This window comes from Pseudomonas taetrolens (assembly GCF_900475285.1).
GTDB classification, from domain to species: Bacteria; Pseudomonadota; Gammaproteobacteria; order Pseudomonadales; family Pseudomonadaceae; genus Aquipseudomonas; species Aquipseudomonas taetrolens.
Window position 1 is genome coordinate 3,154,517 of sequence record NZ_LS483370.1, and the last position, 12,611, is coordinate 3,167,127.

Consider the following 12,611-nt stretch of genomic DNA (forward strand, 5'->3'; position numbering starts at 1 on the left):
TCTTATTTATCCGGGCTGTCGATGGTCAACTGTTGCAGCGTATCGGTGCTGCTGGACAGTGGCTTGCTACGCCCTACCCACTCGCCGGCGGTTGGCTGACCGGCGCGGGAGATGCGTGCCATCAGTTGGACTTCAGGAAAGCTGGACAGTTTCAACTGCGGCATCATTGCGTCTGCATCACTCAGCTCGACGGTGATTGGCAAATCCGCCACCGTCACCCGCTTGACGGCCAAAGGTGCCGGCGGGCCGGACACGGCCCGGGCAAAGATGAACACACTGTCGCCGGGCAAGGCTTTGGCCTTGACTGCGTCGGCCAGGTCAACGCTGACCTTGATCGAGGCTTGAGTCTTGGCAGGCGCAGCTTCAACCCGGCCGCCGCTGGCGAGCAACTGCTCGCGGGCCTTGTCGATGCCGCCTTGCAGCGCCACGCTGGACTGATCCCCGGCGGGCAACTCGTTCAGCAGACGCTGCCAATAGTTGATGGCTTCCTGGTAGCGCTTGGCTTCAAACGCCGAGATACCCAACAGGCCCAGGCTGGTGACTTCTTTCGGGTCGGCCTTCAAGGCTTCATCGGTCAAGGCCTGAAGCGTGTCGTTCCATTGCTTGTTGTTGGCAAAGTACTGGGCCTGAGCCCATTGCCCCAACAGCTCAGGCTGACGGCCGGCCACTGCCACGGCGCGTTCGAACGCTTTGGCCGCCTCGGCTGCACGGTTTTGCGCCATGTAGGCACGCCCCAGGAAGTACCAGCCTTCGGCCGACTCCGGTTGCGCGGCCGCAGCACGCTCAAGGCGTGACACCATTTCTTCAAGGGACTGCGGCGGTTGGGAGAATTCGCGGGTCAGCTCGACTTTGTCGCTGGCACCAAAGTGCAGGTACAGGCCCAACCCCAGCACCGGCACCAGCACCGCTGCCAACAGCGGCAGCGCTTTGCCGAGGCTCGACACGCGTGCCGGAGCCACACCTTCGGTATCGGCCAGCAATTCGCGGGCCGCTTCGGCACGCCCGGTTTCCAGTTGCTCGGCGGTCAAGCCGCCTTCCTCGTACTGAACCTGCAACTCAGCCACGCGCTCCTGGTACAACGCCACGTTCAAGGCCGTGCGATCTTCTTCACGCTGGGCACGACGCCCACGCAATACCGGGATCAATATAAAGCTCAGGGCGATGAGCAGCAGCAAGCCTGCTGCAAGCCAGAAATCAATCATCTTGTTTTTTATCCAGCAAGGTGTCGAGGCGCTGACGCTCCTCGGCAGAAAGTGTGTCAGCGTGATCGCTCAGGGATGTACGACGACGGCGGCCGACAATCACCCCGATCACCACCAGCCCGCCCACCAACAGCCCCAGCGGCCCAAACCAGAGCACCGCCGTTTTACCGGTCAGGGCCGGGTTGTAGCGCACGAACTCGCCATAGCGGTCGACCATGAAATCAATGATCTGCTGATTGCTCTTGCCTTCGCCGAGCATGCGGAAAATCTCCCGGCGCAGATCAGTGGCAATCGGTGCGTTGGAATCCGCAATGTCCTGGTTCTGACACTTGGGGCAACGCAACTCCTTGGTCAGTTCACGAAAACGATCACGTTCGGCGTCGTTGGCGAACTCATAGGTGTCAATGGCGGCATGGGCCAGGCCGCTCAACGTCAACCCCAGGGCCACCGCAGCTAACCAGCGCTTCATGGTCGAGCCTCGTCAACCAGCGCCTGATACTTGCCGGCCAGTTGTTCGCGCCACACGGTCTCGTCGATCACGCCGACAAACTTGTGGCGGATGATGCCCTGGCTGTCGATCAGGAAAGTCTCAGGTGCGCCGTACACGCCCAGATTCAAGCCCAGCGAACCGGCTTCGTCGTTGATGTCCAACTGGTACGGGTTATGGAATTCCTGCAGCCACTTCCTGGCATCGGCATTGACGTCCTTGTAGTTGACGCCATAGATCACCACGCCCTGCTCGGCCAGCTTGGTCAGCACCGGGTGCTCGACCCGGCACGAAATGCACCAGGTAGCCCACACGTTGACCAGCGCCGGCTTGCCCTTGAGGTCCGCTTCAGTGAGGGTCTTGTCACCTTCGACCGACGGCAGACTGAACGCCGGGAACGGCTTGTCGATCATCGCCGAAGGCAATTCGGTCGGATCCAGGTACAAGCCCTTATAAAGAAACCACGCCATGCCCAAAAAGACAGCCAGCGGGATCAGCATCAACCAGCGTCTCATGCGGTGGCTCCTGTCATGCCCAGTGCTTCACGCACGCGGCTTTTAACCTTGGTCCGGTAGCGGCGATCCATGGCCGCCAGTAAACCGCCAAACCCTGTCAGCAAACCGCCGAACCAGATCCAGCGGACAAAGGGCTTGACGTGAACCCGCACAGCCCACGCGCCATCACCCAGCGGCTCACCCAGCGCCACATACAGGTCGCGGGTGAAACCCGCGTCGATACCGGCTTCGGTCATCATCGAGTTCTGCACGGTGTACAGGCGTTTTTCCGGGTGCAGCACGCTGACTTCCTTGCCGTTGCGAATAACCCGCACCGTGCCTTTGTCCGAGGTGAAGTTCGGCCCTTCAAAATGTTTGGCCCCTTCAAACAGGAAGTGATAACCGCCCAGCTCCATCGATTCGCCCGGGGCCAGGCGCAAGTCACGCTCGGCACTGTTCTGGCTCGACAGCACGACGCCCAGCGCGCAAACGGCGATGCCCAGGTGAGCGATCTGCATGCCCCAGTAGCTGCGGGTCAGGCTGCGTACACCCTTGACCAGGCCTTTGTGCCGGGTCTTGTCACCAATATCGCGCACACCGGCCAGCAGCACCCAGGCCGCCAGGGCAAAGGTCGTGATCACGGCCCAGTTGAAGTCGCCATAGGCCACTCCGGCAATTGCCGACAACGCCGCGGTGCCCAGCAAGACCGGGGTCAGCATGCCCAGCAGCCATTTGACCGGGGTGTCTTTCCAGCGCACCAGCATGCCCACGGCCATGACCACCATCAGCAAGCCCATCAGCGGAATGAACAGCGCGTTGAAGTACGGCGGGCCAACCGACATCTTGGCGCCACTGATGGCATCCAGAATCAGCGGGTACAGGGTGCCCAGCAGAATCATCGAAGCCGCTACCACCAGCACCAGGTTATTGCACAGCAACAACGTCTCGCGAGACCACAGTTTGAAGCTCACGTGGCTTTTCACCACCGGTGCGCGCAACGCAAACAGCGTCAGCGAACCGCCGACCACAAACAACAGGAAGATCAGGATAAACACGCCGCGCTCTGGGTCTGAAGCAAACGCATGGACCGAGGTCAGCACGCCGGAACGCACCAGGAAGGTCCCGAGCAGGCTCAAGGAAAATGCAGCAATCGCCAGCAGAACGGTCCAGCTCTTGAACACACCGCGTTTTTCAGTCACCGCCAGCGAGTGAATCAGCGCGGTGCCCACCAGCCAAGGCATGAACGAGGCGTTTTCCACCGGGTCCCAGAACCACCAGCCACCCCAGCCAAGTTCGTAGTAAGCCCACCAGGAGCCCAGGGTGATACCAATCCCCAGGAAAGCCCAGGCCACGATGGTCCACGGTCGTGACCAGCGGGCCCAGGCCGCATCCAGACGACCACCGAGCAAAGCCGCAATGGCAAACGCGAAGGCTACAGAGAAGCCGACATACCCCATGTACAGCATCGGCGGGTGAACGATCAGGCCGATGTCTTGCAGCAACGGGTTGAGGTCGTTGCCGTTAGCAGGAACCTGCGGCAACAGACGTGCGAACGGGTTTGAAGTCAGGATCAGAAACAGCAAAAAACCGATGCTGATCATGCCCATGATCGACAACACCCGCGCCAGCATGACTTGCGGCAATTGGCGCGAGAAAATCGAGACCGCGAACGTCCAGCCGCCCAGAATCATCGCCCACAACAACAGCGACCCTTCGTGGGCACCCCACACGGCACTGAACTTGTAGTACCACGGCAGCGCACTGTTGGAGTTGCTGGCCACATAGGCCACCGAAAAATCATCGGCCATAAAGGCATAGGTCAGGCAGCCGAAGGAGAACAGCAGGAAAGCGAATTGCCCCCAGGCGGCGGGTTGCGCCAGGCTCATCCACAACTTGTCGCCACGCCAGGCGCCGAGCAGCGGCACGATAGCCTGCACCACGGCAAAACACAGGGCCAGGATCATGGCCAGATGGCCAAGCTCGGGAATAAACAGTCCAGACGTCATCACTTAACCCCTTTCGCCGGCGCCGATTGACCACTTTCATTCAGCGCTTTGGTCACTTCGGGCGGCATGTATTTTTCGTCGTGCTTGGCCAGTACCTCATCGGCCACCACCACACCCTCGGCATTGAGTTTGCCCAATGCGACGATGCCCTGCCCTTCACGGAACAGGTCGGGCAGGATGCCACGGTACTGGATGGTCACGGACTTATTGAAGTCGGTGACCACGAACGCTACGTCCAGCGAATCCCCGGAGCGTTTCAGCGAGCCGGCTTCCACCATGCCCCCGGCACGGATCCGGGTGTCCAGCGGCGCTTCGCCATTGGCGATCTGGGTCGGGGTGTAGAACAGGTTGATGTTCTGCTGCAAAGCGCTCAAGGCCAGGGCCACGGCAATGCCCACCCCTACCAGAATCGCCAGGATGATGATCAAGCGTTTTTTGCGCAGCGGATTCACTTCGAATTCTCCCGGCGCAAGCGTCGCGCCTCTTGTTGCAAATAACGTCGGCGCGCCATGATCGGCAACGCCACGTTCACTCCCAGCACCGCCAGGCAAATGCCATAGGCCGACCAGACATACACCGCGTGATGACCCATGGCGATAAAGTCGCCAAATGAAGCAAAACTCATCGCGCGCCCTCCAGAGCTTTTGAAACCTGCGCCTTGACCCAACTGCTGCGGGCCTCACGCTTCAGCACTTCCAGGCGCATGCGCAGCAGAACCACGGCCCCAAAGAAGCAATAGAACCCCAGCACCGTGAGCAAGAGCGGCAGCCACATTTCTGCGGGCATCGCCGGTTTTTCGGTAAGGGTGAAGGTCGCGCCCTGGTGCAGGGTGTTCCACCACTCCACCGAGTATTTGATGATCGGGATGTTGATCACACCGACAATCGCCAGCACCGCACAGGCCTTGGCCGCGCTGTCGCGATTGGTGATGGCATTGCCCAGGGCAATCAGGCCGAAGTACAGAAACAGCAGAATCAGCATCGAGGTCAGGCGCGCATCCCAGACCCACCATGAGCCCCAGGTCGGCTTGCCCCAAATGGCCCCAGTGACCAGCGCCAGGGCTGTCATCCAGGCGCCGATCGGTGCGGCGGACTGCAGCGCGATATCGGCAATTTTCATCTTCCAGACCAGCCCCACCACGCCGCAGACTGCCAGCATCACGTAACAGGACTGGGCCAGCATCGCCGCCGGAACGTGGATATAGATGATGCGAAAGCTATTGCCCTGCTGGTAGTCCGGTGGCGCAAACGCCAGGCCCCAGACCACCCCGACGCTGATCAGCAGCACGGAGGCAATGCTTAGCCAGGGCAGCAGGCGCCCACTGATGGCATAAAACCATTTGGGCGAGCCCAGTTTGTGAAACCAAGTCCAGTTCATCACGCTGTTTCCATCACGGTGCCAGGACACGGCCTGTACGGGCCGTTATCAAAGCCAGGGTCTTTACTGGTCCGTTGGACCAGACCTCATTATTCGCCGACGCTGATTTTCAGTCCGGCAGCTATTGCAAAAGGTGTCAGGGTTACGGCCAGGGCGGTCAGGCTGCCCAGCCAGAGCAGATAACCCGTCGCGGGCATTCCCTGGAGGGCGGCTTGCAGGGCGCCACTGCCAAGAATCAACACCGGGATATACAGGGGCAGAATCAACAATGCCAGTAACAGACCGCCGCGCTTGAGGCCGACTGTCAGCGCCGCGCCCACGGCCCCGAGCAGGCTCAACACCGGTGTGCCAAGCAGCAACGACATCAGCAGTACTGGCAGGCAGGCTACCGGCAGTCCCAGCATCAACGCCAGCAGCGGCGACAGAATGACCAGCGCCAGGCCGGAAAACATCCAGTGTGCCAGCACTTTGGCCAGCACCAGTAGCGCCAGAGGGTGCGGCGAAAGGACCCACTGCTCTAGCGAACCGTCCTCGAAATCACTGCGAAACAGCCCGTCCAGCGAGAGCAGAACCGATAAAAGTGCTGCCACCCAGAGCAACCCCGGAGACAAGGTTTGCAACAATTGAGTCTCGGGCCCGACCGCCAGGGGAAACATGGCGATCACAATCGCGAAGAACACCAGCGGATTGGCCAACTCGGCAGGACGCCGGCACAACAGGCGCGCCTCACGCGCCAGTAATACGCCAAACACATTCATAAAGCCCATCGCCCCAGGTCGATATCGCGGTAACCGGCCGGCATCCGGGTCAACGTATGGTGAGTGGTGAGCACCACCATGCCGCCACGTTCGCAGTGGCCGGCCAGGTGTTCTTCAAGTTGCGCCACACCGTGTTTGTCGAGCGCTGTAAACGGTTCGTCAAGGATCCACAAGGGCGGGCTGTCCAGATACAGGCGGGCCAGGGCCACCCGTCGCTGCTGGCCGGCCGACAGCGTGTGGCACGGCACATCCTCAAATCCGCTGAGGCCGACTGCGGCCAGCGCTGCCCAGATCGCCTCGCGGCTGGCAGGACGGTGCAAGGCACATAACCAGGCGAGGTTTTCTTCGGCCGTGAGCAGGTCCTTGATCCCGGCAGCATGTCCGATCCACAGCAGGTTGCTGGTCAGTTGCGCACGCTGGTTGCCCAGGGCCTGGCCGTTGAGCCGGACTTCGCCCGCCGTCGGCTGCATCAGGCCCGCCAACAATCGCAGCAGGCTGGTTTTGCCACTCCCGTTGGGGCCGCTGATTTGCAACATGTCACCGCTGGACAGACGCAATTCGAGGTTCTCGAACAACATCCGCCAATCACGCTCACAGGCGAGTGCTACGGCTTCTAGAAGAGGGCTGGTCACGTAATTGAGGCCTTCACGGTTCAAGTCGGCTCAGGCTCGGCCGTTAAAGTGATGCAGGATAAATGCATTTGCGGCCCGTTTCAGGGAGCTGGATCAAACAATGGTGATGTTTTTAGGCTCCTTGAACAACGGGGCCGCATTATACATGCCATGTCCTACTCTAAAGATGGCAATTTCGACAGGTTGTAACGATGAAAGCCGACATGAATATTCCACCTCTTCCGTCAGCCGTGCCAAACGGCCCACGGCCCGCCCTGAGCGGTGGTGACGTGCTCACCTTGTTGCAACCCCTCGAAGGCCTGATCAGCCCCGGTCACCGCGCCACCGCTGAAGTGTTATCGCTCAAGCAGGGTGAACTGGCCTTCCAGCTATTGCTTAAGTTGACCCTTGAAAGCGGGCGCCAGGCAAACGTGCATGTCAGCAGCAGCCAACCCCTGCCGCTGGGTACGCTACTGAGCGTGAGTCAACCCACGGCAGGCAGCCTGGCCATCAGCGTACAACAGGCATTGAGTCACCAGGCAAACGCCCTCACCCGCCTGGATACGCAACAGCTGCCACCGGGCACTTTGCTACAAGGCAAGGTGCTGAGTGCTCAAGTGCTGGCACAGGCAAACGGCGGACCGACGATCTACCGCTCGCTGGTGACGCTGCTCAACAGCGCCCTGAGCACCCGCACCCTGATGCTGGACAGCCCGCAACCCTTGCGGGTCGGCAGCTTGCTCAGCGCCCGGGTAGAAGACGCCCACACCCTGAAGTTCGTCTCGCTCGGCGGGCGTCAGGATCAACTGGCCGTGACCCAGCAACTGGCCCGGCAACTCAGCCGCCAAGGCTCGCTGGAAGGTCTGCTGAGCGCCCTGCAAAAACTGCCCGCCCACCAAAACCTTCCCATCGGTCTGCGCACCTCGGTTGAAGCCCTGCTGACGGGGCTGCCGACACCGCAGCAACTGGGCGACCCCAAGACCTTGAGCAACGCCTTGCTCAACAGCGGTGCCTTTCTGGAAGCCCGGCTGCTCAATGGCGAAGGTCGCGCACTGACGCCGGATCTCAAGGCCAGCGTGTTACGCCTGATTGCCCAGATCCTGCCCGGCGTCCCGGCCAACCCCGGTTTCAATCCGGCCGTCGCCGCCAGCGTTCAGGCCCAGGCCATGCCGACCTTTGTTCGCAATGCTCTGGGCATGCTCGGCCAGATCAGCGCCAAAGCCCAGCCCGGTGGCTTTCCGCTGCCACAACGGGCGCTGCAAAATACCGACAACGAAGACAGCCTGGAAAGCCTGCTGAAACTGGCGGCAGCCGCGCTGTCCCGCCTGCAAAGCCATCAACTGTCCAGCCTGGAACAAAGCGGACGCACCCCCGACGGCAATCTGCTGACCACCTGGCAGCTGGAAATCCCGATGCGCAACGCCCACGACATCGTGCCGCTGCAGGTCAAGCTCCAGCGAGAAGAGCCCCCCGAAAAAGAATCAGCAGAAACCCCGCAAGCACGCGCAATCAAGGACCCTCTGTGGCGGATCGAACTGGCCTTCGACCTCTCACCCCTGGGCCCGCTGCATGTTCAGGCGCAATTGCTGCGCGGCAACCTCTCGGGCCAGCTCTGGGCACAACGGGCTTTTACCGCCGAACTGATTGCCAGCCAACTGGGCGAATTGCGTCAACGTTTGAACGATGCCGGGTTAAGCGTGACCGATCTCGATTGCCACCAAGGCACCCCGCCAGACAGCGGCCCCACCCAACTCGAACAACGCTGGGTCGACGAAACCGCATGAATACACCGCCCGAACCGCGCCAGGCGATCGCCCTCAAATACGACGGCAAGCACGCCCCTACTCTCACCGCCAAAGGGGACGACGAACTGGCTGCCGCCATTCTTGAATGCGCCCGAGCGCACGAGATACCGATCTATGAAAACGCCGAACTGGTCAAATTGCTGGCGCGCCTGGAACTGGGAGACAGCATCCCGCGGGAGCTGTACCTGACCCTGGCCGAGATCATCGCGTTTGCCTGGCAACTCAAAGGCAAGTTCCCGGTGGGATTTGATCCGGATGCGGGGACGCCGGAGCGGGATTGCACGGATCACGATCAGTAGCCGCTGCCGCAGGCCGGGTAAAGACCCGAAAGGCCTTCAGGTTGCCTGCGGCGTTGACGATGCGCTTCAGCCTTTGTGCATTTTGCGCATCAGTTCGGCTTCGGCCTGGGTCAGGCCGCAGGAGTGGGTCAGCTCTTCGACACTGGCGCCCATGCTCACCAGACGCGCCGCCTGGGTGAAGGACAGGCTGGTGGGGTCGCGCTGTTCGAGTAGCGTCAGTTTCTCGGGCAACGGCGCCAGCACCGCACGCAGCTGATGCAAGTCTTCACCCATTTGCACGGTGCCGTTCTGGTAGGTGTCCAGACGGCGAGCCAGCTCCCTGATACGCCGATCACGCAGCGCATCGCCCGCCGCCTGTTGCGCTGCGATCACGCGCTGACCGCGCACATGGGACACGAACACCCACAAGGTCACTGCCCATAGCAGGCCCAGGACGATTACCGCCGCCTCAAGCATCAATCAGAAGTTCTCCAGATCCGACCATTCTTCTTCGCTCATCATTTTGTCCAGCTCAACCAGAATCAGCAGTTCGCCGTTCTTGTTGCACACGCCCTGGATAAACTTGGCCGACTCGTCGTTGCCCACATTCGGCGCAGTTTCAATTTCAGACTGACGCAGGTAAACCACCTCCGCCACGCTGTCGACCAGAATACCGACCACTTGCTTGTCGGCTTCAATAATCACAATGCGCGAGTTGTCGGTAATTTCGCTGTTCATCAGGCCAAAACGCTGACGCGTATCTATGACCGTCACCACGTTGCCGCGCAGATTGATAATGCCCAGCACGTAGGATGGTGCACCCGGCACCGGAGCGATTTCGGTGTAGCGCAGTACTTCCTGCACCTGCATCACATTGATGCCGTAGGTTTCGTTGTCCAGCTTGAAGGTGACCCATTGCAGGATCGGATCTTCGGAACCCTGTGCGGCTGATTGTTGCATACCCAAACCTCTGACTAAAAAACCGCGGGTGCGGTGTGTACGGTCTGACCGCGGCCAAGGCCCGGTCGCTATTTGTCTGTGCCTGGCGCAACGGCAGTGTCTTTGTGCTTGAGCGCACCGCTGGCGATCAATTGCGCCAGCTGCGTTACATCCAGCAGCGCGCACATGTGCTCAATCACAGTGCCCGCCAGCCACGGACGCTGCCCGCGGCGGGTGCGCCATTTGATCTGGTCGGGGTCCAGGCGCAACGAACGGCTGACCTGATGCACCGCCAGCCCCCAGTCATGACCTTGAACCGAAATTACGTATTGCAGGCCGTCGCGAAAATCCTCGCGGTAGCGCTCGGGCATCACCCAGCGCGCCGTATCCAGCACATTGAGGTTGCCGCTCTGGCTGGGCAGTATTCCCAGGAACCAGTCAGGGTGCCCGAACAACGGCGTCAGCTCGCGCCCGGTCAGGGAGTGGATCGAACCCAGGCACACCAGCGGCGCCGCCAGCGTCAGCCCGGCCACATCGAACAATAAACACTCGAAGGGCTCGGCGGCCCACGCGGGTCGACCGTCATCAGGCACCGGCACCCAAGGCCGGGGCGGTTCTGCCAAGGGCTGGGTCAGAGCCGGCAACTGCACCGGCATCGCCGGCGGTACCACACGGGCATCGCGCACCTGCTCTTCAAGCACGGCGGCGGCAAACTCGTCCAGCAACGGGGCGTGCGGCTCAGGCGACGGCAACGCTTCAGTCGCGTCTTGCAGCAACTCATCGAGATAGGACTGCAATGCCAACTGCGGACGGCTGGCGAGAGCGACTGGCGGCTTCATGAGGTGACCCATTCAACGGTCCTGCGAGACAGGCCTGTGGTGGTTATCGGCCGCGCAGCGCAGATACTTGAATGCACGGTCACGTCAAACGGCCTGCGGCGCAAGTTGACGGGTCAATAATTGCTTGAGCAAGGCACGATAGGCGACAACGCCACGGCTTTTGCCATCGAACTGCGAAGGCGTCTGCCCTGCCCGGCTGGCATCGCGCAGCCGGGTATCGACCGGAATGAAGCCCTGCCACAGCGTGTCCGGGTAATGATCACGCAAATGCCGCAGTGTGCTCATTGATGCTTGGGTGCGACGGTCGAACAGGGTCGGTACCACGCAAAACGGCAGCGCCTGGTTGCGTGAGCGGTTGATCATCGTCAGGGTGTGCACCATGCGCTCCAGGCCTTTGACAGCCAGGTGTTCGGTTTGCACCGGGATCACCAGTTGCTGGCTCGCCGCCAGTGCATTGACCATCAGCACGCCCAGCAACGGCGGGCTGTCGATAATGGCGTAGTCATAGTCCTGCCACAGCTGCGCCAGGCCACGGGCAATCACCAGCCCCAGGCCACTCTGCCCCGGCGACTGGCGCTCCAGCGTCGCCAGCGCGGTGCTGGAAGGCAGCAAGGCAATCTGTTCATGGCTGGTGGGCAACAGCAATTGCGCCGTCATGCCCTGCGGCACCTGCCCCTTGTGCAAGAACAAGTCGTAACTGCTCTGTTCCAGGGCGTCGGGGTCGTAACCGAAATAACTGGTCATGGAACCGTGGGGGTCGAGATCGACCACCACCACGCGCTTGCCCGCCTCAGCCAGCAAACCGGCCAGAGCGATGGATGTGGTGGTCTTGCCGACTCCACCTTTTTGATTGGCTACTGCCCAGACTCTCATTCAGTTGTTCCTCCCGGCTATGGCTGTGCCGGCCGAGAATTGACATGCACTTATAGGGTTGGCGACGGGGAATTGACGGCATTCCCACGAACCAGTGACTGTACGGGCGGCGGTGCAGTTTGTGTGCCAGCCCGCTTCAAGGCGGCATCCGGTGTGGCATTCGCCGTACCGGTTCCGGTCAGGCTGCGTCGCACTTCCAGGTTGCGCGACACCACCAGCACCACCCGGCGATTGAGTGCGCGCCCCTGCGCCGTGGCGTTATTGGCCACCGGCTGAAACTCGCCATAGCCCACCGACGCCATGCGCCCGGGGTTCACACCCTGCATCGCCAGCATGCGCACGATGCTCGCCGAGCGGGCCGACGACAGCTCCCAGTTCGTGGGGTATTGCGCGGTGCGAATCGGCTGATTGTCGGTAAAACCTTCTACATGGATCGGGTTGTCGAAAGGTTTGAGAATCGCGGCCACCTTGTCGATGATGGAAAACGCCAGATCACTGGGCATCGCATCACCGCTGCCAAACAACAAACTGGAGTTGAGTTCGATCTCGACCCACAGCTCATTGCCGCGCACCGTCAATTGTTTGGACGCGAGCAGGTCACCGAACGCGGTGGTGATGTCATTGGCAATGGTTTTGAGCGGGTCGTCGGGGTTTTGCCCAAGGCCTGCGTCGCTCAGTTCGCTGTCTTTGACCAGTGGCTGGGCGGGCTTCATGGTCCGGGCGCGCTCATCCCCGAGCGGGATCGGCTTGACGCTGCGCTCGGCATCATTGAACACCCCGAGCAAGGCCTCGGAGACCACCTTGTACTTGCCTTCGTTGATCGATGAAATCGAATACATGACCACAAAAAAAGCGAATAGCAAGGTGATGAAGTCAGCGTAGGACACCAGCCAGCGTTCGTGATTTACAGGCTCTTCATCCTGGCGACGACGGCGACTCATG

At 61.1% G+C, this 12,611-nt stretch carries 16 protein-coding genes; 2 read left to right on the top strand and 14 right to left on the bottom strand.

Annotated features, from left to right (window positions below; translation table 11 throughout):
* Positions 1–2 precede the first annotated feature (2 nt).
* From ccmI to ccmA, 9 genes are all read right to left on the bottom strand, one after another.
* On the bottom strand, positions 3–1,202 hold the full coding sequence (gene ccmI / locus DQN55_RS14525) for a c-type cytochrome biogenesis protein CcmI (RefSeq protein ID WP_048383055.1): 1,200 nt from the start codon (positions 1,200–1,202) through the stop codon (positions 3–5).
* Positions 1,195–1,671, bottom strand: a complete 477-nt coding sequence (locus DQN55_RS14530) for a cytochrome c-type biogenesis protein (protein WP_048383054.1) — start codon at positions 1,669–1,671, stop codon at positions 1,195–1,197. The genes ccmI and DQN55_RS14530 overlap by 8 nt, the downstream gene beginning before the upstream one ends.
* The gene (locus tag DQN55_RS14535; RefSeq protein ID WP_048383053.1) at positions 1,668–2,204 is read right to left on the bottom strand and encodes a DsbE family thiol:disulfide interchange protein; all 537 of its coding nucleotides are present in this window, start codon (positions 2,202–2,204) and stop codon (positions 1,668–1,670) included. The genes DQN55_RS14530 and DQN55_RS14535 overlap by 4 nt, the downstream gene beginning before the upstream one ends.
* On the bottom strand, positions 2,201–4,189 hold the full coding sequence (locus DQN55_RS14540; RefSeq protein WP_048383052.1) for a heme lyase CcmF/NrfE family subunit: 1,989 nt from the start codon (positions 4,187–4,189) through the stop codon (positions 2,201–2,203). The genes DQN55_RS14535 and DQN55_RS14540 overlap by 4 nt, the downstream gene beginning before the upstream one ends.
* The gene (ccmE, locus tag DQN55_RS14545; RefSeq protein WP_048383051.1) at positions 4,189–4,641 is read right to left on the bottom strand and encodes a cytochrome c maturation protein CcmE; all 453 of its coding nucleotides are present in this window, start codon (positions 4,639–4,641) and stop codon (positions 4,189–4,191) included. Before ccmE ends, DQN55_RS14540 begins: the two co-directional genes overlap by 1 nt.
* Positions 4,638–4,814: a heme exporter protein CcmD gene (gene ccmD / locus DQN55_RS14550; protein WP_048383050.1), complete on the bottom strand. Its 177-nt coding sequence runs from the start codon at positions 4,812–4,814 to the stop codon at positions 4,638–4,640. Before ccmD ends, ccmE begins: the two co-directional genes overlap by 4 nt.
* A complete protein-coding gene (locus DQN55_RS14555) occupies positions 4,811–5,569 on the bottom strand; it encodes a heme ABC transporter permease (RefSeq protein ID WP_172601029.1) in 759 nt (252 codons plus the stop codon). Before DQN55_RS14555 ends, ccmD begins: the two co-directional genes overlap by 4 nt.
* A gap of 86 nt (positions 5,570–5,655) precedes the next feature.
* Positions 5,656–6,324 carry a heme exporter protein CcmB gene (gene ccmB, locus DQN55_RS14560; protein ID WP_048383225.1) on the bottom strand — a complete coding sequence of 223 codons (669 nt, stop codon included), beginning with the start codon at positions 6,322–6,324 and terminating at the stop codon, positions 5,656–5,658.
* Positions 6,321–6,902: a cytochrome c biogenesis heme-transporting ATPase CcmA gene (gene ccmA / locus DQN55_RS14565; RefSeq protein ID WP_231995694.1), complete on the bottom strand. Its 582-nt coding sequence runs from the start codon at positions 6,900–6,902 to the stop codon at positions 6,321–6,323. Before ccmA ends, ccmB begins: the two co-directional genes overlap by 4 nt.
* A 245-nt stretch (positions 6,903–7,147) precedes the next feature.
* On the opposite strand from ccmA, the gene fliK reads away from it, so the two are divergent.
* Together fliK and DQN55_RS14575 are read left to right on the top strand one after the other, a co-directional pair.
* Complete coding sequence (fliK, locus tag DQN55_RS14570; protein ID WP_048383048.1) at positions 7,148–8,719, top strand: flagellar hook-length control protein FliK; 1,572 nt, start codon at positions 7,148–7,150, stop codon at positions 8,717–8,719.
* The gene (locus DQN55_RS14575) at positions 8,716–9,039 is read left to right on the top strand and encodes an EscU/YscU/HrcU family type III secretion system export apparatus switch protein (RefSeq protein WP_048383047.1); all 324 of its coding nucleotides are present in this window, start codon (positions 8,716–8,718) and stop codon (positions 9,037–9,039) included. The genes fliK and DQN55_RS14575 overlap by 4 nt, the downstream gene beginning before the upstream one ends.
* Before the next feature lie 66 nt (positions 9,040–9,105).
* Here DQN55_RS14575 and DQN55_RS14580 read toward each other — a convergent pair whose 3' ends face one another.
* From DQN55_RS14580 to motD, 5 genes are all read right to left on the bottom strand, one after another.
* Positions 9,106–9,498, bottom strand: a complete 393-nt coding sequence (locus tag DQN55_RS14580; protein WP_048383046.1) for a DUF2802 domain-containing protein — start codon at positions 9,496–9,498, stop codon at positions 9,106–9,108.
* Entirely contained in the window at positions 9,499–9,978 is a 480-nt protein-coding gene (locus DQN55_RS14585; RefSeq protein WP_048383045.1) for a chemotaxis protein CheW, read from the bottom strand. It lies immediately after the preceding gene.
* A gap of 68 nt (positions 9,979–10,046) precedes the next feature.
* The gene (locus DQN55_RS14590; protein ID WP_048383223.1) at positions 10,047–10,796 is read right to left on the bottom strand and encodes a chemotaxis protein CheW; all 750 of its coding nucleotides are present in this window, start codon (positions 10,794–10,796) and stop codon (positions 10,047–10,049) included.
* Between the two features lie 84 nt (positions 10,797–10,880).
* Positions 10,881–11,669 (bottom strand): ParA family protein, encoded by a 789-nt coding sequence (locus DQN55_RS14595; protein WP_048383044.1) that lies wholly within the window; start codon positions 11,667–11,669, stop codon positions 10,881–10,883.
* 50 nt (positions 11,670–11,719) lie between these two features.
* On the bottom strand, positions 11,720–12,610 hold the full coding sequence (gene motD / locus DQN55_RS14600) for a flagellar motor protein MotD (RefSeq protein WP_048383043.1): 891 nt from the start codon (positions 12,608–12,610) through the stop codon (positions 11,720–11,722).
* Position 12,611 lies beyond the last annotated feature (1 nt).